This window comes from Campylobacter sp. BCW_6465, assembly GCF_001762815.1.
GTDB classification, from domain to species: Bacteria; Campylobacterota; Campylobacteria; order Campylobacterales; family Campylobacteraceae; genus Campylobacter_D; species Campylobacter_D jejuni.
Map to the genome: position 1 here is coordinate 19,171 of NZ_MJXN01000088.1, position 25,207 is coordinate 44,377.

At 32.3% G+C, this 25,207-nt stretch carries 20 protein-coding genes; 12 read left to right on the top strand and 8 right to left on the bottom strand.

Translation table 11 applies throughout. The annotated features are described in order from the left end of the window. Positions 1-22 precede the first annotated feature (22 nt). From AJ886_RS06450 to dsbI, 4 genes are all read left to right on the top strand, one after another. Entirely contained in the window at positions 23-937 is a 915-nt protein-coding gene (locus tag AJ886_RS06450; RefSeq protein ID WP_044778565.1) for a cytochrome-c peroxidase, read from the top strand. After that, entirely contained in the window at positions 927-2,705 is a 1,779-nt protein-coding gene (locus AJ886_RS06455; protein WP_070287427.1) for a methyl-accepting chemotaxis protein, read from the top strand. Before AJ886_RS06450 ends, AJ886_RS06455 begins: the two co-directional genes overlap by 11 nt. 106 nt (positions 2,706-2,811) lie before the next feature. Then, positions 2,812-2,979, top strand: coding sequence for a disulfide bond formation protein Dba (gene dba / locus AJ886_RS06460; RefSeq protein ID WP_002779270.1), 168 nt, complete (start codon positions 2,812-2,814; stop codon positions 2,977-2,979). Positions 2,980-2,990: 11 nt separating this feature from the next. After that, positions 2,991-4,517, top strand: coding sequence for a disulfide bond formation protein DsbI (dsbI, locus tag AJ886_RS06465; protein ID WP_070274830.1), 1,527 nt, complete (start codon positions 2,991-2,993; stop codon positions 4,515-4,517). Positions 4,518-4,537: 20 nt separating this feature from the next. On the opposite strand, the gene queC is transcribed toward dsbI, so the two are convergent. Beyond that, on the bottom strand, positions 4,538-5,212 hold the full coding sequence (gene queC / locus AJ886_RS06470; protein WP_070287428.1) for a 7-cyano-7-deazaguanine synthase QueC: 675 nt from the start codon (positions 5,210-5,212) through the stop codon (positions 4,538-4,540). Between the two features lie 77 nt (positions 5,213-5,289). Here queC and AJ886_RS06475 point away from each other — a divergent pair, with 77 nt between their 5' ends. Both AJ886_RS06475 and AJ886_RS06480 read left to right on the top strand, forming a co-directional pair. Then, positions 5,290-6,516 carry an HD domain-containing protein gene (locus tag AJ886_RS06475; protein WP_070276297.1) on the top strand — a complete coding sequence of 409 codons (1,227 nt, stop codon included), beginning with the start codon at positions 5,290-5,292 and terminating at the stop codon, positions 6,514-6,516. Between the two features lie 91 nt (positions 6,517-6,607). Then, complete coding sequence (locus AJ886_RS06480) at positions 6,608-7,132, top strand: YagU family protein (RefSeq protein WP_002860860.1); 525 nt, start codon at positions 6,608-6,610, stop codon at positions 7,130-7,132. A gap of 11 nt (positions 7,133-7,143) precedes the next feature. Here AJ886_RS06480 and ilvD read toward each other — a convergent pair whose 3' ends face one another. Then, positions 7,144-8,820, bottom strand: a complete 1,677-nt coding sequence (ilvD, locus tag AJ886_RS06485) for a dihydroxy-acid dehydratase (RefSeq protein WP_070276299.1) — start codon at positions 8,818-8,820, stop codon at positions 7,144-7,146. 159 nt (positions 8,821-8,979) lie between these two features. Between ilvD and AJ886_RS06490 the strand changes: the two genes are divergently transcribed. The 3 genes from AJ886_RS06490 to AJ886_RS06500 all read left to right on the top strand — a co-directional run bounded on the left by AJ886_RS06490 (position 8,980) and on the right by AJ886_RS06500 (position 10,539). Beyond that, positions 8,980-9,627, top strand: a complete 648-nt coding sequence (locus AJ886_RS06490; protein WP_002855562.1) for a ferritin family protein — start codon at positions 8,980-8,982, stop codon at positions 9,625-9,627. Positions 9,628-9,691: 64 nt separating this feature from the next. Further along, entirely contained in the window at positions 9,692-9,931 is a 240-nt protein-coding gene (locus tag AJ886_RS06495; protein ID WP_002855574.1) for a ComEA family DNA-binding protein, read from the top strand. A 32-nt stretch (positions 9,932-9,963) separates the two neighbouring features. Beyond that, positions 9,964-10,539, top strand: a complete 576-nt coding sequence (locus AJ886_RS06500) for a ribonuclease HII (protein WP_002866799.1) — start codon at positions 9,964-9,966, stop codon at positions 10,537-10,539. On the opposite strand, the gene AJ886_RS06505 is transcribed toward AJ886_RS06500, so the two are convergent. From AJ886_RS06505 to AJ886_RS06515, 3 genes are all read right to left on the bottom strand, one after another. Further along, positions 10,540-11,985, bottom strand: a complete 1,446-nt coding sequence (locus AJ886_RS06505) for a glutamate synthase subunit beta (RefSeq protein ID WP_070276300.1) — start codon at positions 11,983-11,985, stop codon at positions 10,540-10,542. Between the two features lie 9 nt (positions 11,986-11,994). After that, entirely contained in the window at positions 11,995-16,485 is a 4,491-nt protein-coding gene (gene gltB, locus AJ886_RS06510) for a glutamate synthase large subunit (protein WP_070287429.1), read from the bottom strand. 133 nt (positions 16,486-16,618) lie between these two features. Next, complete coding sequence (locus AJ886_RS06515) at positions 16,619-17,926, bottom strand: Na+/H+ antiporter family protein (RefSeq protein WP_070276304.1); 1,308 nt, start codon at positions 17,924-17,926, stop codon at positions 16,619-16,621. Positions 17,927-18,129: 203 nt separating this feature from the next. Here AJ886_RS06515 and AJ886_RS06520 point away from each other — a divergent pair, with 203 nt between their 5' ends. Beyond that, complete coding sequence (locus AJ886_RS06520; protein WP_044778576.1) at positions 18,130-19,368, top strand: sulfite oxidase; 1,239 nt, start codon at positions 18,130-18,132, stop codon at positions 19,366-19,368. Positions 19,369-19,373: 5 nt separating this feature from the next. Then, positions 19,374-19,715, top strand: coding sequence for a monoheme cytochrome C (locus AJ886_RS06525; RefSeq protein WP_002857673.1), 342 nt, complete (start codon positions 19,374-19,376; stop codon positions 19,713-19,715). A 25-nt stretch (positions 19,716-19,740) separates the two neighbouring features. Here AJ886_RS06525 and gyrB read toward each other — a convergent pair whose 3' ends face one another. The 3 genes from gyrB to dnaA all read right to left on the bottom strand — a co-directional run bounded on the left by gyrB (position 19,741) and on the right by dnaA (position 24,629). Further along, positions 19,741-22,050, bottom strand: coding sequence for a DNA topoisomerase (ATP-hydrolyzing) subunit B (gyrB, locus tag AJ886_RS06530; RefSeq protein ID WP_070240267.1), 2,310 nt, complete (start codon positions 22,048-22,050; stop codon positions 19,741-19,743). A 29-nt stretch (positions 22,051-22,079) separates the two neighbouring features. After that, positions 22,080-23,147, bottom strand: a complete 1,068-nt coding sequence (gene dnaN / locus AJ886_RS06535) for a DNA polymerase III subunit beta (protein WP_002860849.1) — start codon at positions 23,145-23,147, stop codon at positions 22,080-22,082. Positions 23,148-23,306: 159 nt separating this feature from the next. Beyond that, positions 23,307-24,629, bottom strand: coding sequence for a chromosomal replication initiator protein DnaA (dnaA, locus tag AJ886_RS06540; RefSeq protein WP_070287430.1), 1,323 nt, complete (start codon positions 24,627-24,629; stop codon positions 23,307-23,309). Positions 24,630-24,723: 94 nt separating this feature from the next. On the opposite strand from dnaA, the gene ruvC reads away from it, so the two are divergent. Next, positions 24,724-25,206, top strand: a complete 483-nt coding sequence (gene ruvC / locus AJ886_RS06545) for a crossover junction endodeoxyribonuclease RuvC (RefSeq protein WP_079860129.1) — start codon at positions 24,724-24,726, stop codon at positions 25,204-25,206. Position 25,207 lies beyond the last annotated feature (1 nt).

Sequence of the window (25,207 nt, forward strand, 5' to 3'; positions counted from 1 at the left end):
AAACTTAAGGTAGAAATTTATTATGAAAAAAATAATAATAATTTTATGTTTATCTTATGCAAATATAGTCTTTGCAGTAGATATGATAACCCCTATTCCAAATTCCATCCCTTATGATAAAGAAAAAGCTAAGCTTGGAAAAAGTCTTTATATGGATAAAAGCTTATCCAAAGATGGAAAAGTTTCATGTAATACCTGCCATAGGCTTGATCAACACGGCGTTGATGGACTTGAATTTTCAATAGGAGTTGATAATCAACTTGATAAACCTTTTAACACTCCTACAACCTTTAATTCTGTGTTTAATTTTGTGCAATTTTGGAATGGCAGAGCCAAAGATTTAGCAGAACAAGCAAAAGTGCCTTTTTTTAATCCAAAAGAAATGGGACTAAGTCCTGAACTTCTTTTACAAAAAGTTAATTCTAATGAAGATTATGTAAAAACTTTTAAAAAACTTTATGGAGAAGTTACGGTAGAAAACATAGCTCTTGCAGTTGCAGAATTTGAAAAAACCTTAATCACTCCAAATTCTCCTTTTGATCGCTATCTTAGCGGAGATCAAAATGCTATTTCAGCTCAAGCTAAAAAAGGTTATGAAGATTTTAAAGCTAATGGCTGCATTTCTTGTCATCAAGGTCAAAATATAGGTGGAAATATGTTTCAAAAAATCGGTATTTTTGAAGAATACCCAAATCAAGAAGATTTAGGACGCTATGAAATCACAAAAAGAGAAGCTGATAAAATGATATTTAAGGTTCCTAGTTTAAGAAATATAGCCAAAACCGCGCCTTATTTTCATGATGGTTCTATACCTACTTTAGATGCTTGTGTTCAGTTTATGGCTTACTATCAACTAGGAAAATTTTTAGATCAAAAAACAGTTGATAATATAGTTGCATTCCTAGAAAGCTTGACAGGAGAATATCATGACAAATAAAAAAAATTCATTTTTGATAAAATTTATTATTTTATCTACGCTAGTTTTAGCTTTTATTCTTGTTTTGCTAGGTATTATTTTTAACAACTACTCCTCATCTAAAGATAATAAAGACTTAATAAACATAGTTCAACAGCTACAAATTTCAGATGAAAAAATCAATTCCGTTTTTCAAAATAGTTTTAATTTTATTAACTATGATCCAAGTGTTCAAGCAATAAAAAAAATGCAAGAAAACTTTAAAAAACTTAAAACTTTTGGGATTGATATAAGCAAAGCGGAAGAAATTTTTAATGCCAAACTAATCCAGCTTAATTATTTCAAATCCGCAAATTCCATAGCGGTAAATTCAAAACTTTATTTGTTTGAATTAGCTAAAAATTATTTTGAAGAATTAGAACAAAACCATGAAACAAATAAAAACAACTATAGAACAATGAGTTCTATGTTAAGCGTTCTTTCAACTGAAAGTATTTTGCAAAAAACAACACTCAATCAACTCAACAGCCTTATGAAAGAAATCAAAAACGATACAAAAAGTGAAAATTTACAACTTTTTCTAAAACACTATAAAATGATTGTAAAACAGATTTCTATTATGCAAGATAATTCTTCTATTTATGAGAATAATTCTCTTATGAAAGAGTTAAAACAACTTAACGCTTTCACTCAAAATGCTGTAGAACAATCTAATTTATTTAAATTTTATATCGCTTTAACAGTATTTGGAATCACTCTTGTATTATTTGTATTTTTTATTTTATTAACACTAAAAAAAGTCATCATGCCAATTCATACTTTAGAAAAACTAAGCGCTAATTTAGCTAGTAAAGAAGCCAATCTACACTCTCGTTTAAATATAGATCCAAAAAGCGAACTTGGACAAAGTGCTCAATATATTAATTCATTTATATCCACCGTTCAAAACTCAATCATAGAAGCCATAGAAAATGCTAAATCAAGTCATCAAAATTCACAAAAGCTCAAAAACAACTCTATGATGCTTGAAAACAGTTCTAATTCACAACATGAACAAATTCAAGGCGTTAAAGAAATCACCTATGTCTTAGATGATCATATCAATCTTGCGGGAAATTTAGCACAAGAAAGCATAGAAAATATGCAAGATATGCACATACTGATGGATAAGGTAGAACTTACTCTATCTGAACTTGTAAATTTAATAAATGAAAATAATGAAAAAGAGCAAAATATAGTAGCCAATATGGATAATCTAACTCAAAGTGCAGATAATATTATAGAAATTACGAGTTCTATTAGAGATATAGCCGATCAAACCAATCTACTTGCCTTGAATGCAGCTATTGAAGCTGCAAGAGCGGGCGAACATGGACGGGGTTTTGCAGTTGTTGCTGATGAAGTAGGTCAACTTGCCGATAAAACAAGTAAATCTCTTTTAAATATAAATGCTACTGTTAATGCTATAGTCCAACAAATCAATGACAACAAAGCCTTGATGGATCTTATCCATGATTCTATGAAAGAAACCTCTTTAAAAACCAATGATTTACAACAAGAACTTGTAAATTCTATGCATAAACTAGAAAGCTCTATAGAATCAACCCAAACCATGAAAGATAAAAGCATGGAAGTAAAAGATAAAATGCTTATCCTAGGAACAAGCATAGACAAGGTTAATGAACTTGCAAATTCTGTTAAAGATTTATCATCCGAAATCAATAATATCTCTCAAAATGTTCTAAATGGTGCGTCTAAACTCTCTGAAAAATTAAGTAGCTTTCAGTAACTTTTTTCGTGTTAATTTAAATTAACACGAAATTTTAATAAAAAATTTATCTTTAATTTATGTTTTTAAAGTAAAATTAACGGTTTTTATTTCATAAGGAGATACTATGGAGTTTCTTGAACTTTTATTAGTTTTAATCGCCTTGATACTGATTATCAAAAAACCAGAAAAAGAAAATTTGGCTTTTGGTTTAGTAATGGTAGCTTGGCTTTTAATGGTTTTTTTCTATGTTGGCCACAAAACAGGCGCACTATTAACAATAATGAATCTGTAAGGGAGGGCTAAATGAACGAAATCAATAAAACAAAAAATTTCTACACACTAATGTGTTTAGCAGGCTTTTTGATCATACTCTTACCTGTAGGTATTGCAAATTTTGTATTTGGTTATATGTTGGGTGATAGTCCCTGCACACTTTGCTGGGGACAAAGAGAAGCAATGATCTTTATCGGTGTGATGGCGCTTTTCATTGTTCGTTATGGTATGAAAGGTAAATACCTTGCTGCTCTTTTAATCATGACAGCAGTAGGCCTTTATCAATCTTTTGCTCACTATGGCAATCACGCTCATAGAGATTTAGATCAAGGTTTTGGTTTAGCAGTTTTTGGTATCCATACTTATTTTTGGGCTGAAGTGGTATTTTGGGCTGTTGTATTGCTTTTAGGTGTGATTTTTGCTTTTGCTCCTAAATTTAATGCTTTTGAAGCAGAATTAAATGGAGAAAAATTTAGAAAATATACGAAATTTTCTCTCGCAGCTGTAGTTATCAGTGCGATTGTAGTAGCTTCAAATGTTTTCCAAGCTTTTGTAAGCACAGGAATTCCTCCTTATGTGGGACAAGGCGATCCTGTAAGATTTAGCTTAAATCCAAAATACATCATTTGGAGTAAAGAAGGTTGGAATGGTTTATGGCAAAATATTTCTTTCTTAGGAAAGCGCGATGTTAAAGCTCCTGATTATGCTTTTGCACCTGCAAGTGAAAAACTTGGCATAAAATTTGATAATGATATCAACAATGCTCCATTTGCAAAAATCAATGATGAGCTTAAAATCACAAATGAACAAACCATAAATTTTGACAAAGCCATCAATACTCTTGATTATATCAACAATGAATTTGTAGCAAGTTCTAAATGGGATGTGGCTTTCTTAGATAATAATTTTAGCGTTAAAGAAGGTTTTGAGCTTGATCCTTATTTTTCAGCTACTATCGATCCAATTATTGGTATTATACCTTATATGAACGATAAATTCATTCTTATGGGCTCAAACAAATCTTTCTTAAGATTTGCAAAAAATCCTAATGCAAGTGAAGAAGATATCGCTAAACAATACGCTGATTTTGTAAAAGGTAATGATAAATTTAAAGGCCAAGGTGAAGGTTTAGGTCGTGGAAGACTTGATACTGTAAGAGCGAAATTTAACCATGTAGCAAGCATGACTACAGATGGAAATTATCTTTATCTTGCAACTGTTCCAAACAACAAAGACGCTAAAACTTTTGTAATCTCTAAAGTTTCTTTAAAAGATCGTGTTCTTTCAGGAGAATTTACTCCAAAAGCAAATCTTAAAGAAGGTAAAACTTTAGGCGATCTTTATGTAACTTCTATGACTTTTAAAGATGGAGAAATTTATGCACTAAGCAAAAATCACAATGTGATTGCTGTAATTGATCCAGTTAAAGAAGAAGTAGTAAAAACTATCGCTTTCCCAAGCTCTATCACTAATGCTAGAAGCATTTTCTTTAAAGATGGAAAAATCAACATTCTTTCTTATCAAGATGGAGCAAACAAGCTTTATACTCTAAACTAAGCTTTAAGTCCTAGTGAAAACTAGGACTTATATTTGATCTTATCTTTAAATCCTGCTTTTTCAAAACCTCTTAAACGAAGTAAACAACTATCGCACTCCCCACAAGCTTCATCTTCACTCTCGTAACAAGACCAAGTAAGCTCTAAAGGCACATTTTCTTTTAAAGCTAGTTCTACAATTTTAGCTTTGTTCAGTCTAACAAGTGGAGTTTTTATATAAACTTTAAAATTCTTACTCGTACCTTCATTGATAAATTCTTGTGCCTTTTGTATAAACTCATCAGTACAGTCAGGATAACCACTGCCATCTTCTTCTACCACCCCTATAAAAATACTCTCACAATTTTCCTTTTCAGCCAAAGATCCTGCTATACTTAAGAAAATTCCATTGCGAAAAGCCACATAAGTGATAGGTGGAGTATCGCTTACACAAAGCTCATTTTTAGGAATGTCTATACTTTTATCGGTTAAGGCATTACCCCCTATATCTTTGATAAAACTCACATCTAAAATATAAGATTTTTCTACTTTTAAAGTTTTGCAAATTTGCTTAAAACATTCTCTTTCTTTCTCTTGGGTACGTTGTTCATAGTCAAAATGCAAAGCGATGATTTCATAGCCTTCTTTTTTGGCTAGATAAGCACACAAAGTGCTATCCATACCGCCACTTATGATACAAAGCGCTTTTTTACTCATTTTTATCCTTAAATTTGCTATAATTTCGCAATTTTAACAAAAATTTTTAAATTTAAATTGCAAAAAAAGGCAAAAGCATGATAAGCATAAAACTCATAGAACACATTTTTAAAGCCGCTTCTATCAGTCGTTGGAATGATTATCCAAGAATGGCAACTTTGGTTGAACTTGACAAACAAGCTCATAAATTCATCATCGCATATTTCATCGCTAAAATGGAAAAAGATGTGGATATGAGAGTGATTATAGAAGGGGGAATTTTTGAGTTTTTAAGTCGTGTGGTAGTAACCGATATACGCCCTGATGTGTATCATGAAATCGTGCGTCAAAAAAAAGCTGAAGTTAATGCTTGGGTTTTAAGCAAAATCGAACCTATGATAGAAGATATAGAAGAAGGAGAGTTTTTAAAGCGTTTTGAAGCGTATTTAAACGGCAATGCTTACGCTAAAGAAAGGCTTATCTTAAAAGCAGCTTCGTATTTTGCTACAAGATGGGAATTTAACATAGTTTATCAAACCTCAGCTTTTTTAAATGATATTGATGAGATTAAAAACAAAGTTGAAGAAGAATTAGAAGATTACTATGAGCTTATAGGAGCTAGAAAAATCGCTTTAAATCAAAAAATAGCCAAAATCATCGATCTTAGCGGAAGACTTCGCTTTCAAAAGCGTTGGGCTCAAACTCCACGCATACCAGAAACTGCGGTTTTAGGACATATGCTTGTGGTGGCGATTTTAGGATATTTTTACTCACTAAAAATCAAGGCTTGCGATAAAAGACTTGAGAATAATTTTTATTGTGCTTTGTTTCATGATTTGCCAGAGTCTTTAACGCGTGATATTATAAGCCCTGTAAAATACGGCATTGATGGGCTTCATGATATTATAAATGATTATGAAATGAAACTTATTAATGAAAGAATTTTACCCTTTGTACCTGAGGGTTTAAGGGCTGAATTTTCTTATATTTTAGGCATTAGAGAAGGTAGAAACGGTGAGTCAAATTTTGTAAAAAATGAGTTTGAAAATCGCACCTATAAAAATGCTAAAATAGAACTTTGCAGCGGAAGTTTAAGTTCTTTTAATGAAAATGAATTTGGTGCTATAGATGGTAAGGCGCTTAAATACTGTGATAAAATCGCTGCTTTTATAGAAGCAGGACTTAGTATAAGCTATGGTGTAAAGTCTAAAGAACTTGAAAGTGGTTTTTTAGGAATGCATGAGTTTTTTAAAGAAAATCCTACTATAGATGGGGTAAATTTTTTTGAAATTTGTGAAAGTTTAAGAGAGTATTTTAAAATTTAAATAAGATTTTTATGCTCCTATTTTCAATATATTTTAAACAAAAATATTATAAATTCAAATTTTATTTTGTATAAAATATAAAGGAGTTATTATGAAAAAATACTTTCAAAAGCGCTATACTTTAGCCTTTTTTATAGGTATATTAGCGGGTATTTTCGGAGCTATTGTTAAATGGGGTTGGGAAGTACCTTTTCCTCCAAGAAATCCCAATGTTTTTTGGCCAGCAGATGCTTTAGAACGTGTTACTCCACCTAAAATTTTTCTAGAACAACTAGGCTTACCTACTGATTGGACTTATATGTTTTCAGGTATGCAAATGCCTTTGTCAATTTTTATAGTGCATGTTGGTTTTTCTATTGTTTTTGGAGTGGCTTATTGTATGATAGCGGAAAAATGGCACCGCATTACTATGTGGCAAGGTGCAGTTTTTGGATTTTTTGTTTATCTTTTTGCCCATGTTATTGTAATGCCTTTAATTGCAGAAGTTCCACCACTTTCTGAAATTCCTTTTGATGAACACCTGTCTGAAATTTTTGGACATATTGTTTGGCTGTGGGGCATGGAAATAGTTCGTAGAGATATAAGAAATCGTATAACCAAAGAAATAGAAGAATGAAAGGTTTCCTTTCATTCCATATCCAAAACTGCACCTTTACTAGCATTGCTAACAAGTTTTTGATACATTCTAAGCCATCTTGAAGGCACCTCTTTTTGAGGCAATGCAAATTCTTTTTTGCGTTGAGTGATTTCTTCTTCACTTAAATTTGCATGGATGGTATAAGCATCTACATCAATTTCTATTTCATCTCCATCTTTTAAAAGTCCTATAAGACCACCTTCAGCTGCTTCAGGAGAAATATGACCCACGCTTAAACCCCTTGTAGCTCCACTAAAACGACCATCGGTGATTAAAGCTACATCAGCGCCCAAACCCATACCCATTAAAAGTGAAGTAGGGCTTAACATTTCTTGCATACCAGGACCCCCTTTTGGACCTTCATAGCGTATCACACAAACATTTCCTTTTTGCACCTTGCCTTTAATAATACCTTTTATAGCTTCATCTTGAGAGTTAAAACAAACAGCTTTGCCTTTAAATTTTCTTTCTCCGATTATTCCTGCGGTTTTTATAACACAACCTTGCTCAGCTAAATTTCCAAACAAAATAGCAAGTCCACCTACTTTTGAGTAAGCATTATCTACTTTGCGAATGATATTTTCATCTTTGACTTTGGCATTTTTTAAGCGTTCTTTGAGACTTTCTCCTGTGATAGTCAGTGCATCAAGTTCTAAAATATGTCCTTGTCTGCTTGAAATTTCAGCCATAACTGCACTCACACCCCCTGCTTTGTGGATATCATCCATATAAACACTATTTAGTGATGGGGCTATTTTTGCTATGTGTGCGACTTTGCTTGAGATGAAATTTAAATCTTTAATGTCTAGCGCTACCCCTGCTTCACGTGAAATGGCAAGCATATGTAAAACTGTATTGCTACTTCCACCCATTGCCATATCTACTACTATAGCATTACGCACGGCTTTTTGAGTGATGATATTGCGAATTTTAAAACGCTCATCTAAGGCGATTTCACAAATACGACGCGCTGCTTTTCTTAAAAGCTCTTCTCTTTCTTTGCTTAAGGCTAAGATGGTTCCATTACCTTCTAGTGCTATACCCATAGCTTCACATAAGGTATTCATAGAATTTGCTGTAAACATTCCCGAGCAAGATCCACCGCTTGGACAGGCTGAACATTCTATGTCTTTAAATTCTTCTTCGCTAATTTTTTTGGCTTCATAAGCCCCTACAGCTTCAAAAACAGAGCTAAGGCTGATCTTTTCTCCTTTTTTGGTTACTCCTGAAGCCATAGGGCCACCGCTTACAAAAATGGTTGGAACATTGACCCTTAAAGCTCCCATTAACATACCAGGAGTGATTTTATCGCAGTTTGGGATACAGATTAAAGCATCAAGTTGATGAGCATTCATCACTGTTTCAATGGAATTTGCGATAATTTCACGACTTGGTAAAGAATAAAGCATACCTTCATGCCCCATAGCTATACCATCATCTACGCCTATGGTATTAAACTCAAAAGGCACGCAACCATTTTTGCGTATCTCGTCTTTAATGATTTTAGCATAATCATTTAAAAAATAATGCCCTGGGATTATGTCTATATAGCTATTTGCTACACCTATAAAAGGTTTATCAAAATCTTCATCTTTCAAACCACAAGCACGAAGTAAAGAACGATTAGGTGCTTTTAAATGTCCTTTTTTTATCGCATCGCTTCTCATTGTAACTCCTGATAATAATTTTTTAAAATTATATTTAGCAAAGCTTAATTTTTGTGAAATTTATTTTGATATACATTTTCATAAATGATAAAAATTATTAATTGACAAAAATATTTTTTTATAATACAATGCTTTTTGATAATCAAAAAAGGAGTCAAAATGAGACAATATGAAACCTATAAATGCCAAAAATGTGGTAATGAAGTAGAAGTTCAAAATGTAGGTGGCGGTAAGCTTAGCTGTTGTGGTGAAGAAATGAAATGTATCACTACAGATTTAACTGCAGTAAATTTGATGAAAGCTTTTGCAGGCGAATCTATGGCAAGAAACAAATATGATTTGTTTGCTGATGTAGCTGAAGAAGAAGGTTGGCATGCGGTTGCTAGACATTTTAGAGAAGCAGCTGAAAATGAAAAATGGCATGCAAGAGCAGAATTTAAAGCTTATCATGAAATCGTTGATGGCAAACCTTTAGAAGTAACTACAAAAAACCTAGTAAGTGCTGCAGAAGGTGAAAACTATGAGCACACAACTATGTATCCAAATTTTGCAAAAATTGCTGAAGATGAAGGCAAAAAGGCTATAGCGAGATTATTTACAGCTATTGGTAAAGTAGAAATTGAACACGAAAGAGAATATCTAGCACTTAAAAAAATGCTCGAAGAAGAAGAATTTTTCAATAGTGAAGTAGAAGAATTATGGGTTTGTGAAGTATGCGGACATATACATCGTGGTAAAAAAGCTCCAGCAGCCTGTCCTTTATGTAAAGCACCAAAAGAGTATTTTAAACGCGAATTTTTGGGTTAAGTTAAGAAATTCTTATCCTTTTTAAGATAATATTATAATGATTTTTTAATAAAAGGATAAGAAAATGAAAAAATTACTATTTTTATTTTTTGCTTTAACGGCTTTTCTCTTTGGTGCTGTAAATATCAACACTGCAACGCTAAAAGAATTAAAAAGTTTAAATGGTATTGGCGAAGCTAAGGCTAAAGCAATTTTAGAATACCGTAAAGAAGCAAATTTTACAAGTATTGATGATCTTAAAAAAGTTAAAGGCATAGGTGATAAGCTTTTTGAAAAAATCAAAAATGATATCACAGTAGAATAAAAGGGCATTTTTGCCCTTCTTTTTAGAAAAATTTGAAAACTTTATTTGACACAAAAGAACTTTTAAACGAATTTGATATAAATTTAATCGGTATTGATGAAGCAGGACGCGGTGCTTTAGCAGGTCCTATGATGATGGCAGCTTGCAAACTGAACAAAAAACTTGATGGGTTGTGTGATTCTAAAAAACTAAGCGAAAAAAAACGCGAAGAACTTTATGAAATCATCATCAAAAATTCAAATTATCTCATACTTGCTTTTTCTTCAGAGCAAATCGACGCACTAGGCTTAAGCACTTGTTTAAAAACAGGCTTAAAGCTTATAAAAAAGCATTTTAAAACAGAAAATAACTTCTTATATGATGGAAACACCAACCTAGGTATAAACGGGATAAAAACACAAATCAAAGCCGATGCTAGCATTTTACAAGTAAGTGCAGCTAGCATACTTGCAAAAGTTAGTAAAGATAGGGTGATGAATTTCTTAGCTAAAGACTTTCCTTGTTATGAATTTGAAAAAAACAAAGCCTATGGCACAAAAGCTCATAAAGAACTTATAGCTAAATTTGGAATTTGCAAACTCCACCGAAAAAGTTTTAAACTTTTATGATTATTTTGCTAAATTTTGATGCAAACTCAAAGCACATTCTATACCATCTTTTATAGCCCAAACAATTAAAGATTGTCCTTTTCTAGCATCTCCACAAGCAAAGATTTTTTTATGAGTGGTTTGGAAATTTTCTGTGCTTATGTTGTTTTTCTCATCTAATTTCACTCCAAAATTTTTAGCGATAGCTTCTTCGCACCCGCTAAAACCCATAGCTAAAAGCACTAAATCCGCTTTATAAGTTTTTTTAGAATTTGGAATTTCAACATTTATAGCTTTGCCTTCTTTAAACTCGCGTTTTAAATCATTTGCTTCAACGCCTTCTACATGAGTTTTTCCTAAAAATTTCTTTGTCATTTTTTGATATTCCCTAGGATCTTTGCCATATACAGCAATGGCTTCTTCTAAACCATAATCAGTAGTAAAAATGTCAGCTTTTAAAGGCCAAGGATTTTTTTGGCTTCTTTGCAAAGGTCTTTTTGGACTTCTTTCAAAACGCACTATAGATTTGGCCCCTTGTCTTGTCGCTACAGCGATACAATCAACACTTGTATCCCCACTTCCTATAACTAAGACATTTTTACCCTTGGCCGTATCTGCGCCCTTGCCTGTTTTTAACAAAGTTTTGGTATTTTGCGTTAAAAAATCAAGGGCAAATTCAACCCCTTTTAGCTTTCTACCTTCTATATCAAGATCTATAGGCTTGCTTGCTCCTGTACAAAGTACCAAAGCATCAAATTCTTTTAGAAGTTTTGAAACCTTATCTTTGCTGTCTATATTTTCATTCGCTTTAAATTCAATCCCACTTTTTTTAAGCAAATCCACCCGTCTTTGAACTATACTTTTATCAAGCTTCATATCAGGGATACCATACATCAAAAGTCCGCCTATTTTATCGCTTCTTTCAAAAACACTTACTTTATAACCTAGTGAATTTAAAGTATTAGCACAAGCAAGCCCAGCAGGCCCACTTCCTATGATAGCAATTTTTTTGCCATTGTATTGCTTAGGTTTATTTACTCTTACTAAATTTTCTTTAAAAGCATTTTCTATGATGGATAATTCATTATTTTTGATGCTCACGCTTACACCATTTATCGCACACACACAAGAATCTTCACAAGGAGCAGGGCAAACACGACCGGTAAATTCAGGAAAAGGATTAGTAAGTTCAAGTCTTTCATAAGCTTCTTTCCATAAAGAACGATAAATAAGTTCGTTCCATTCAGGAATGAGATTGTTTAAAGGACAGCCTACATCTTTTCCTTCGCTCATCACACCCGTATGACAAAAGGCCACGCCACAATCCATACAACGCCCACCTTGAAATTCTTGTTCTTTTTTATCCAAAGGTATAGTAAATTCTTTGTAATTTAAAACCCTTTCCTTAGGAGCAATTTTTTTAAAATCCATTCTTTTAAAGTCTAAAAAACCTCTTGCATTTCCCATTTTTACTCCTTATTTTTGTGTGATTTTCAAAAATGCTGCTAAATTTGGATCTTTTTCATTTTTACAAAGATCAAGCATTTTTAACATCTTTTCATAATCTCTTGGCATGACTTTAAAAAAGTCTTTTTTATCGAATTTTTCTAAGATATCTTTAGCCTTTTTAGAATCTGTATAAGCGATATGTTTTTCTATCACAGCTTTTAATTCTTTTTCATCCTTAGCATTAAGATCTTTAATATCTACAAGCTCGGTATTTACATGTGCTTCATTGTGTCTTCCAAAGATATAAACAACGCCCCCACTCATACCAGCAGCGAAATTCGCACCCACATCGCCAAGCACTACAACTTGCCCCCCTGTCATATATTCACAACCATGCACGCCTGTTCCTAAAACCACAGCCAAAGCTCCTGAATTTCTTACACAAAATCTTTCCCCTGCTATACCATCTAAATACACTTCACCTTTTGTAGCTCCGTATAAACAAGCATTTCCTGCGATTATATTTTCTTCAGGCGAAAAAGTAGCTTCATTTGAAATTTTTGCTATGATTTTGCCACCACTTAAACCCTTGCCTAAATAATCATTGCTATCGCCTATAATCTCAAGTTTAATGCCCTTTAACAAAAACGCTCCAAAGCTATTGCCTGCATTGCCTATAGCTTTGATATGGATACTATCTTCGTCTAAAGCATCTTTTCCATAAGTTTTTAAAATTTCACTTGAAAGCATAGTCGCAAAAGTACGGCTTTGATTTCCTACTTCTAAAGAAAGTTTGATAGGCTCTTTTTTCTCCACAGCATTTTTACAAAGCGGTAGTAAAATTCTATAATCAATCGTTTTTTCAAGTTTATTGTCTTTATAATCTTTAAAATGCACAGCAGTTTTATTATAAGTAGGCAAGGATTTTAAAATTTTATCTAAATTTAGCTTTCCTGCTTTACCTTGCACACTTTTTTGGCGGAGTTTATCCACGCGACCTATCATATCATCTAGGCGTTCAAAACCAAGCCTTGCCATGTATTCTCTAAGCTCCTGGGCTATAAAATACATGAAATTAATCACATCATCTACTTTGCCTTTGAAACGATCTCTAAGTTCTATATCTTGAGTGGCTATACCAAAAGGACAGGTATTTAGATGACAAACTCTCATCATCGTACAACCTAAAACAATCAAAGGCGCGGTTGCAAAACCAAATTCTTCAGCTCCTAAAAGTGCTGCTATGGCTAAATCACGCCCATTCATAAGCTTTCCATCAGTTTCTAATCTTACCCTATCTCTAAGCCTGTTTAAAATCAAAGTTTGATGTGTTTCAGCCAAACCTAACTCCCAAGGAATTCCTGCATGCGGTATAGAAGTTCTAGGGCTTGCACCCGTACCTCCATCATAACCTGAAACAAGGATTAAATTCGCTCCTGCCTTAGCCACACCTGCAGCAACCGTTCCTATGCCATTTTCGCTTACAAGTTTTACTGAAATTTTAGCGTCTTTGTTAGCATTTTTTAGGTCATAAATAAGTTGAGCCAAATCTTCTATAGAATAAATATCATGATGAGGAGGTGGGGAAATAAGCGTCACACCTGCAGTAGAATGCCTAGCCTTGGCTATCCAAGGATAGACTTTAAAGCCCATTAATTGTCCGCCTTCACCTGGTTTTGCGCCTTGAGCGACTTTGATTTGAATTTCTTTTGCATGACTTAAGTAGTTTAAATCCACGCCAAAACGCCCACTTGCTACTTGCTTAATGGCTGAGTTTTTATCCACACCCTCTTTGATTTCATAGCGTTCTTCATCCTCGCCACCTTCGCCTGAATTTGATTTAGCACCTATTTTATTCATAGCCTGTGCTAAACACTCGTGCGCTTCTTTAGAAATAGAACCATAACTCATCGCTCCTGTTCTAAAGCGTTTAACTATACTTTCTACACTTTCAACCTTATCTATACTGATAGCTTCACTAAAATCAAATTCCATCAAAGAACGCAAATTAACTTGTTTTTCATCTACTAAAGCCGAGTATTTTTTAAAGCTTTTATAGTCTTTGTTGCGACAGGCTTGCTGAAGATTAAAAATCACAAGCGGATCGATTAAATGTTCTTCTTTAGCACTTCTAAAACCATGAATTCCTTTAGAATCTAAAGCCTTATGTGTATCGTTAAAAGCATGTTTGTGTAAAGCAATGAGCTCTTTTTCAAAATCTTCTAAATCCATACCTTCAATGCGTGAAGTTGTAGAAGTGAAGTATTTATCAATCACCTTAGAGCTTAAGCCCAAACATTCAAAAAGTGCAGAGCCATTATAACTTTGCAAGGTAGAAACTCCCATTTTAGAAGCAATTTTGACTATGCCACTTGAACTTGCCTTGATGAAATTTTCTACCGCCTTTTCATAACTTAAATTTAAATCTTTATTGGCAATGAGTTTTTGTATGCTCTCATAAACCAAATAAGGATTAATAACAGTCGCACCATAACCTAAAAGACATGCAAAATGATGAATTTCTCTAGGTTCACCACTTTCGATGATAAGACTTGTGTGTGTTCTTAAATTTTTTCTTACTAGATGATTATGCACTCCAGAAACAGCAAGCAAAGCAGGGATATAAGCGTTTTTTTCATCGACTCCTTTATCGCTTAAAATGATAATAGAAACACCTTTTTTAACCTCATCTTCTATCTTAACACAAAGTTCATCTAAAGCCTTTTCTAAAGTTTTTTTAGAATAATCATAAAGTATAGAAAATTCTTTAACTTGAAATTTATTTAAAGCCTTAACTTCAAAAAGTTCTTCATTGCTTATCACAGGCAGGGCTATTTTTACGCGTTTTGCATTGTTTTCATCGGGTTTTAACAAATTGCCTTCGCTTCCTAGATAAATCCTTGTAGAAGTAACGATCTCTTCTCTTATGGCATCAAGAGGAGGATTAGTTACTTGTGCAAAAAGTTGTTTAAAATAATTATACAAAGGTTGATAAGTTTTAGAAAGTATAGCCAAAGGAGTATCTACACCCATAGCTGCTATAGCTTCTTTACCATTTTGAGCCATAGCAGCCACACTCATTTTAAGCTCATCATAACTCCAACCAAAAGCTTTTTGGAGTTTTAAAACCTCATCTTCTTTTAAAAACTGATGTTTATAAACTCCGCTTTTTTGTTTTTCAAGTTCAACTAAATTTTTAAGCCATTTTTTATAAGGCTTAGCATTAGCATAATGCTCTTTGATTTCATTATCAGCTATAACCCTACCTCTTGCTGTATCAACGAGTAAAAGTTTTCCAGGTTCTAAGCGTTTTTTGGCTTTGATATTTTTTTCATCAAGTTTTAAAGCCCCTGTTTCACTTGAAAGTATGAGCATATCATCTTTTGTAAGATAATACCTTGAAGGACGAAAACCATTTCTATCCAAACTCGCCCCCATAATCACTCCATCGGTAAAAACTATAGCAGCAGGTCCATCCCAAGGCTCCATCAATAAAGAATGATACTCATAAAAAGCACGCTTTTTGCTTTCCATATTTTCATTTTTATGCCAAGGTTCTGGCACCATCATCATAAAAGCTTCTTCTAAAGTACGACCATTTAGAGCTAAAAATTCTAAAGTATTATCAAACATTGCAGAATCACTGCTAGGCTTAGCTATGATGGGAAAAATTTCATCTAAATTTTCAAAATACTCACTTTGCATCAAGCCTTCTCTAGCTCTTATGCTATCAACATTTCCGCGTATGGTATTAATCTCTCCATTGTGCACCATATAGCGGTTTGGGTGGGCTCTTTCCCAACTTGGAAAAGTATTAGTCGAAAAGCGAGAATGCACCAAAGCGATGGCTGATTTCATATTGACATCTTTAAAATCAAGATAAAAATCGCTCAATTGAGTTGAAAGAAGCATTCCTTTATAAACTATGGTGCGTGAAGAAAAACTTGAAAAATAAAATTTTGGCACATTAATAGCTCTTTTTTCTATAAGGCGACGCGTACTATAAAGCACTCTTTCAAACTCAAGTCCTGCACTTATTTTACTTGGTTTTTTCACAAAGGCTTGTAAAAAATAAGGCATAGCTTTTAAAGCACTTGCACCTATATCGCTAGGATTAAAAGGCACTTCTCTAAAACCTAAAAATTCAAGTTTTTTATCCTTTAAACCTTGTAAAAATATCTCTTTTGCTTCTTCTTTTGCATCAGTATTGGGTGATAAAAACATCTGTGCTACAGCATAATCACCCTTTTTAGGAAGTTCAAAACCCAATTCTTGAGTTTTAAAAAAATCATGTGGAATTTGGATCAAAATCCCCGCTCCATCACCTGAATTTTCTTCAGCTCCTACACCACCTCGGTGCTCAAGATTCATCAAAATTTCTAAAGCATCACAAATAACCTTATAAGAGGCAATACCGCGTATATTAGCAACTGCAGCGATGCCACAGGCATCGTGTTCGTTCTTTGGATGATATAAACCTATGCTTTGATTATTTTCTAGGATATTTTCTAAATCCATTTTGCTCTCCTTATAAGGCTGATTTAAATTTTGTTAGCTTTATAAGGATTATAGCATACATTTTTTTAAAATCGATATAATTTTTATCTTAAAAATAAATAAATTAAAAAATATTTTAATAGATTTGCAAAAATTATAAAAACATGGCGATAATACTACCTAAAATCAATAATGGACCATTATAGAAAATAAAAGTTGGTATGCAAGTATCTTTAATGTGATCGTGTTGTTTATCAGCATTTAATCCTACAGTAGTTCCCATGGTTGTTTCACTGGCTGGACTTCCTGCATCTCCTAAAGCTCCTGCTACTCCTAAGATAAATATAATAAGTGCTATGCTAAAACCAAGTTCCAAACAAATAGGACAAAAAAGCGTAGCTATGATAGGTATAGTTCCAAAAGAAGTACCTATACCCATAGTGATGATAAGTCCTATTAAAAGCATGAAAAATACTGCTAAAAATTTACTTTGTTCCATCCAAGGAACGACTGAATTTACAAGCTCTACTACTGATCCACTTTCTTTTAAAACTTCTCCATATCCTGCAGCAACAAGGATAACAAAAGCTATAAAACCCATCATTTTAAGCCCATCATCAAAAACTTCATTGACTTTTGAAAATTCAACTCCACCCAAAATAACCATTAAAACAAAACCCAAAAGTCCTGATAAAGGTAAATTCATAGTCAAAATTTGTAAAATTAAAGTTAGAACAAGCCCAGCTAAAACGCCCCATTCCTTACGCGTCATTTCAAGATTTTCTAAATCCACTTTAGCAATTTCTAATTCTTGATACTCTCTTGGCTTACGATAAAACACAAAAAGCGCTAAAAAAAGTCCTGTTATCATACAAATAGCAGCAAAATACATAGTATTTGTAACATCATTTAAAGATACACTTACATTATTTGCATTTAAATTATCTTTTAAAAGATCTTGAAAAGTAAGTCCAAAGCCTACTGGCAAAACCATATAAGGCGTAGTAAGTCCAAAAGTTAAAGCACAAGCAACCGCTCTACGATCGATTTTAAGTTTATTAAAAAGACTTAAAAGAGGTGGAATCAACAAAGGTATAAAAGCCACATGAATAGGAATTAAATTTTGAGAAAAACAAGAAATCAAAGCTATAGACAAAAGCAATAAATATTTTTTATGAGATATAAAATGGCTTACTATCTTAATCAAATATGCAGTTAAATTTGTCTTTGAAATCGCTGCGGCAATGGCCCCTAAGAGTATATAGCTAAGAGCTGTTTTTAAATTTTCCTTCATTCCGCTTATAAGTATATTCATAGTATCTACGAGTTCAAGATGAGAAAATACACCTGCAACAAGAGCTGAAATCAAAAGACTCAAAAGCACATTAAAACGAAACAAACAAAGTAAAGTCATCAAAACAACACTGATAATGATAGGATTAGTAAGTAAAGTCAAAATCATTCCTTAAATAATTTTAAAAATTTAATTGTAGAAAAAACTTAGTTAAAATGTAATAAAACTCGAACATATGATGATTTTATTTAATATGTAAAATTATAAAAATAATTAATTTTTTTAATTTAAATAATTAATATAATTAATTATTTAAATTTTTAAAATTTATAATAAAATAAAAGATTATATAAATATTTAAGGATATTTCAATGAAACAGAACGATCAAAAAGAAAATCGTAGAGACTTTCTAAAAAATATAGGACTTGGTTTATTTGGCATTAGTGTATTGTCAAATTTTTCTTTTGAGAATTTTTTAGGAAGTAAGGCTTTGGCAAAAGAATTACCTGATTTTAAAATAGAAGGTAAAAAAGATCTTATCTATCATGGTGAAAAACCATTAACAGCAGAAACTGAAATTTATGCTCTTGATTCTGATTTTACAAAACCTGAAAATTTCTTTGTTAGAAATAATGGCTTACCACCAAGCCTAGAAACGATAAAAGAAAGACTTCATAAAGGTTGGACTTTAGAAATCGATGGAGAAAGTATTATCAATAAAAAATCTTACACCATAGAAGATTTAAAAAAGAAATTTAAAACCTATACTTATGCCTTAACAGTTGAATGCGGTGGAAATGGTAGATCTGAAGTTATACCTAGCACAAAAGGAACTCAATGGGGTTATGGTGCAGTAGCTTGTGGTAGATGGACAGGAGTGCGTTTAAAAGATATTTTAAAAGATTGTGGCATCAAAAATGATGCGGTTTATATCGGATATTATGGCATAGATACAAAATTAAATGGTGAAGAAACTTCACCTATTAGTAGAGGAGTTCCTATTTCTAAAGCTTTACAAGATGAAACTCTAATAGCTTGGGCTTATGAAGGCAAAGATATTCCTTTAGTCAATGGCTATCCACTTAGACTTGTTTGTGGTGGTTACCCTGCAAGTACAAGCGGTAAATGGCTTTATAAAATTTCAGTAAGAAATAAAATTCATGATGGTGAAAAAATGGAAGGTTCTTATAAAGTTCCTGTAAATCCAGTAAAACCAGGAGATTTTAACTATAAAGGCGAGATGAAAATCATAGAATCAATGCCTGTAAGATCTGTAATCACTAATATCAAAAATGGTTCTGAAATAAAAGCAAATAAAAAATTTGAAGTTAGAGGTAAAGCTTGGGCTGGCGAACTTGAAGTTAGTGAAGTTTATGTAAGCAATGATTATGGCGTAACATGGACCAAAGCAAAAGTAGAAAAACCATTAAATAGATTAGCATGGCAAAAATGGAGTGCTCAAATATCAATACCGACAAAAGGATATTATGAAATTTGGGCAAGAGCTATCGATAGTCAAGGTAACAGTCAACCTATGGTTTTAGCACAGTGGAATCCAGGAGGATATATCAATAATGCATGCCATAGAGTTAATGTTTATGGAGTTTAAGAATGGTGAAAAAAATTATATTGATCTTAGCATTGTTTTTAAGTGCAAGTTGGGCTCAAAATCTTGAAATTAACCCTGATACAGGATTGATTATCGATCCTGATTCACCTTTAGTGGAAGCAAATTGTTTAGCTTGTCATGGATCCAATCTCATTACCAATATGCACGCAAGTAGAAAAGCTTGGTTAGCAGCTATAAGATGGATGCAAGATAGTGAAGGACTTTGGGAAATAGAACCTGAAGATGAAGAAAAAATTTTAAATTATCTTGAAAAATATTATGGAGAAAAATACGATACAAGAAGAAGAATTCCTCTAGCTATATTCTTACAAAACAAAACTCATTGAAGAAATCATTTCTTCAATGATAAATTTACACATCCAAATGTTTTACATCTTTAGCGTGTGCTTGGATATAATCGCGTCTTGGTTCAACCTCATCACCCATAAAGAGATTAAAGGTATCATTTGCACTTTGTGCATCTTTAATAGTGATTTTTAAAAGTCTTCTTACGCTTGGATCCATTGTAGTTTCCCAAAGTTGCTCAGGATTCATTTCCCCTAAACCTTTATAGCGTTGTATAGTAGCACCTTTTTTAGCATTGGTTTCAACATCTTCAAGAACTTCTAAAATATCTTTATCAAATTCCAAGCCTCTATCTTTAATCTTATCAAAAATATAACTTGCTTCTTCATATAGTGGATGAGTGAAAAGTTCTTCATTGATCACAAGTTCTTCTAGGCCATTTTGAGTTTGAACAAAAGCTCGAATTTCATTTTCGTTGATATAATGATTTAAGATATTGTGTCCTTGTGTTTCTAAAAATTGTTTGATTACACTAAATAATTCTTCATTATTTGCTTTAACTAAATTTGAATTTTCTATCATATAACGTATCACAGAAATCACATTAAAACGCTTTTCAAGATCTTTTAAAATCGCACGATAAGCTGCAACGATTTTTAAATAATCTTTTAAATCATTCATTCCTATACCTTCATAATTTAAACCTTCTATTCCCGTTTCTATCAGGTATTCGCTCAAAGCTTTTTCATCTTTTAAATAAATTTGCTTTTTAGCTTTTTTATAAAGATATAAAGGCGGTTGTGCTAAATAAATATGTCCATTTGTTACAAGTTCATTCATAAAACGGAAGAAGAAAGTTAAAAGCAAGGTTTGTATATGTGATCCATCAACATCCGCATCTGTCATGATGATGATTTTATGATATCTTAGTTTTGAAAGATCAAAATCTTCACCTATACCACAGCCAAAAGCGGTAATCATATTTTGAATTTGCTCAGATTTTAAAATTTTATCCAGTCTTGCTTTTTCAACATTTAAAATTTTACCACGCAAAGGCAATATAGCTTGGAAAGATCTTTCTCTACCTTGTTTTGCAGAACCTCCTGCAGAATCCCCTTCCACAAGATAAATTTCACTTTCACTTGGATCTTTACTTTGACAATCAGCTAATTTCCCTGGTAAAGTTCCTACGCTTAAACTTTCTTTTTTACGCGTTAATTCTCTGGCTTTTTTCGCTGCTTCTCTACCACGAGCAGCCATTAAAGCTTTATTCATAATAGCTTTTGCTTCGATAGGATTTTCTTCAAAATATTTAGTCAAATACTCAAAACTTGCTTTTGAAACTATAGGACGCACATAAGTTGAACCAAGTTTTCCTTTGGTTTGTCCTTCAAATTGTGGTTCAGGCACCTTTACACTCACAACAGCGATTAAACCTTCACGCACATCTTCACCCGTGATTTTATTATCCTTTTCTCTAGCACTTGCATTTGCTTCTATGTAGTTACTTATCACACGAGTTAAGCCCATTCTAAAACCAGCTTCGTGTGTTCCACCATCTGGAGTTTTGATATTATTTACAAAAGAGAGTAAATTTTCGCTATAAGTATCATTGTAAAGCAAAGCTACTTCAACATTCACATCTTCTTCATCTACGCTAAAGAAAATTGCTTTAGTTAAAGCTTCTTTTTTATTTAAGTCTGTAACAAACTGAGAAATTCCACCTTCAAAGTGAAAACTTTCATGTTTGCCTACGCGGTTATCTTTAAAATTTATAGTGATTTTTGGATTTAAGTATGCAAGTTCACGAAATCTTTTAGCCAAAATTTCATAATCAAATTCAGTCACTTCAAAAATTTGATCATCAGGCCAAAATTCTATAGTTGTTCCTGTCTTTTTACTTTTTCCTATCACACCAAATTCACTGATAACTTTACCTTCTGAAAATTCTTGACGATAAATTTCTCCATTTCTTTCAACTGTAGCTACAAGTTTTTTAGAGAGTGCATTTACAACTGAAACCCCAACACCGTGCAAACCACCTGAAACTTTATAAGTATCTTTATCGAATTTTCCCCCTGCATGAAGGACAGTTAAAACAACGGTTAAAGTTGGCATATTTTCAGTTGGGTGCATATCAACAGGAATACCACGACCATTATCACTAACTATACAGCTTCCTTCAGTAGTGATTTCTACATCTATAGTATCACAATGTCCTGCCATAGCTTCATCGATAGAATTATCCACAACTTCATAAATCATATGATGAAGTCCGCCTATGTTTGTATCTCCTATATACATACCTGGGCGTTTTCTAACAGCTTCTAGGCCTTTTAGGACTTTAATATTACTCGCACCGTAATTTTCTTGCATATTTTTCCTTTATCTTTTACTTGTTCTTATTATAAAACCATAGGCATGATAATCATTGATAGTCCTTGGGATTTGACTATAAATGCTGAATTAGGTTCATTTACACTTAAAGTGAATTTTTCTTCTTCTATAGAAGTTAAGAAGTCAAGTAAATATTTGATTTTTATAGTAAGATTAAATTCTTCACTCACTCCTGTTTGAATTTCAAGCTCTGTTTTTGCTTCCATATTGTCTAAACTTATACCTTCAAAGATGATTTTATCTTTGTTAAAATGAAGTTTCATTTTTTCAGTTACAACGCTAATTTTTTTAAGACTATCTATAAAATCTTCAGTTGAAAAGCTGAGTTCTTGTTTGAAAGTTTTTGGTATAACTTTTTCATAATCTGGAAATTTATCATTGATAAGTTTTGTAAAGAATTCAAAATTTTCATTTTTAGCAATAAGCATATTTTGATCATAAAAAATTTCTATTTTTTCATAGAAAAGTTTTTGCATTTCCATAATAGCTTTTTTAGGGATACTAAAACTAAATTCTTGATTATTTGCTTTTTCTAAAGTATAGATTGCAAGGCGTTTTGTATCGGTTCCTACGAAGTTAATTTTATCTGTTTTTATATCTAAAAATGCACCATTTAAGGAGTATTTTGGGTTGTTTGTATCAATACTTGGTAATATCTTTTTAAGAGAACGGCTTAAATCACTTGAATCAATGTCAAATTGGTTTTTTCCTTCTGTATTTGGAAAATTTGGAAAATCTTCATGATTAAACATAGGAAGTTTGTATTTTGTACTTTTTTGTCTTATAAATAAAAAATTATCAATGGTTTCTAAAACAACTTCTTCATTGTTTAAGCTTTTAATAACATCTGCAATACTTTTTGCATTTGCAGTAGCAAAACCACTTGATTCTACGCGGATTTTTTTTATCTTATAGTTGATACCTATTTCATAATCACTAGCTCTAATAAGAAGTTTATCTTCATCAGCATGAAAAAAAAGATGAGAAGTAATAGTGCTTGAGTCTTTTTTTTCTACATAAGCATTACATAAAATCACTGCAGATTCTAAAGTATTTTTATTGATACTTAACTTCATTTTTTCTCCTTGGTTTATTTTAATTTTAAATTCGTTGTAATAATAAGCTTGTTGAAATTGTGAAATTCTTCAAAGCAAAATAATCAAATTTGTATTTTATCATACTTTGCTTAATTTCTTTTTTTCACACTCTAGAATTTATTTTTCACATCCTTTCACTTAACTTTGACTTTTAACAAGAATTTTGTTTTTAAGTTCTTCGATTTTTGCTTTTAAAGAAGCATCATTTTCTATCATTTCTGTGATTTTTTTAACATTATGTGAAATAGCTGTATGATCTTTCATTTCAAAATAATTCGCAAGTTGTGGCATAGTCAAAGCCGTAAGTGTCCTAGCTAGGTAAATCACAATGCGTCTTGCTGTGACTATATTTTGAGTTTTTTTATTGGATTTCACATCACTTGGTTTGATGTTAAATTCTTTACATACCAAAGATAAAATGTCATCTATGGTGATATTTTCTTTCTTTTCTTTGATATGATCTTTCATCACACTTTTGGCAAGTTCGAGTGTGATTTCTTGTCCTAGTATGGTTGCATAAGCATTTAAACTTATGATGATGCCTTCGATTTCTCTTATATTATCCCCTAAAGAAGTAGCGATATAGTTTATGATATCATTAGAAAGATTGATATCGTTAAATTCACATTTTTTTCTTATGATGGCTATTTTTGTATCTAGTTGAGGTGGAGTTATATCAGCTATAATCCCATGTGCAAAACGACTTTTTAAGCGTTCGGTTATACCTTTTAGCATGTTGGGTGGATTGTCTGAAGTCATGATGATTTGTCCATCGTTATTTTTGATTTCATTAAATATAAAGAAAAATTCTTCTTGAATTTTATCGGTTTTTCCTAAAAACTGCACATCATCTATAAGTAAAACATCGCAGTTTCTATATTTTTCATGAAATTTATCTAAAGAGCCATTTTTTAAATTTGAAGTAAAATCATTGATAAAATTTTCACTTGTAGCGTAAATGACTTTTTTTCCCATTTCTAGGCTTGCATTTCCAACCGCTTGAAGTAAATGTGTTTTTCCAAGTCCTGTAGGTCCATAAACAAAGATAGGATTATAAAGTTTTCCAAGCTTGTCTTTATGTATTATAGCTTTACATGCTCCATAAGCGTATTTGTTAGAATCCCCTACAACAAAACTTTCAAAAGTAAAAGAAGGATTTAAAATCGTGCTTTGTGCCTTTATATGAGCTATGTCGATTTTTGTGCTTTTGTTACTTTGTTTAACACTTTGTGCTTGTATATTTATGATGGCTTTATTTCCGCTTTGCACTTCATAAAAATGTGCGATTTTTTTGCCGTATTTTGTTTGTATGAATTTAGCTATGAGTTCATTTGGAGCGTTAAAAACCAAAAGATCTGCTTTGCTTTGCTTTTCGTTGAATTTTAAATTTGATAGATAATTTTCGTATTCGTTTTCGCTTAATTCTTTTTTTAAATTTTCAAGTATTTGGCTTGGATTCATAATCTCTCTTTAAATTTTGCATAATGTATAAATTTTATCTTAAATTTCATAAAAAAAGGTTAAAATCCGCTTTTGTATTTTATTTTCAAAAGGTATGAATTTGAAAATTTTAGGTATAGATCCAGGTTCGAGAAATTGTGGTTATGCTATTATAGAAGCCAGCAAAGGAAAAAACATTCTCATAGAAGCAGGGCTTATAAAGATAAAGCCAAGCATCTTACAGTATCAAATCACAGAGCTTTGCGAGGGTTTGGATTTGATTTTTAAAAATCATTCTTTTGATGAGGTGGCTATAGAAGATATCTTTTTTGCTTACAATCCAAAAACCGTTTTAAAACTTGCACAATTTCGTGGAGCTCTATCTTTAAAAATTCTTCAAATTCATGGAGACTTTGCAGAATACACTCCCTTACAAGTGAAAAAAGCCGTCACAGGAAAAGCCAAAGCAACCAAAGAACAAGTTGCTTTTATGGTAAAAAGACTTTTAGGACTTAGTAAAGATATCAAGCCTTTAGATATCACAGATGCTATAGCAGTGGCTTTAACCCATGCGGCAAATTTAAGAGTTAGGGTGTGAT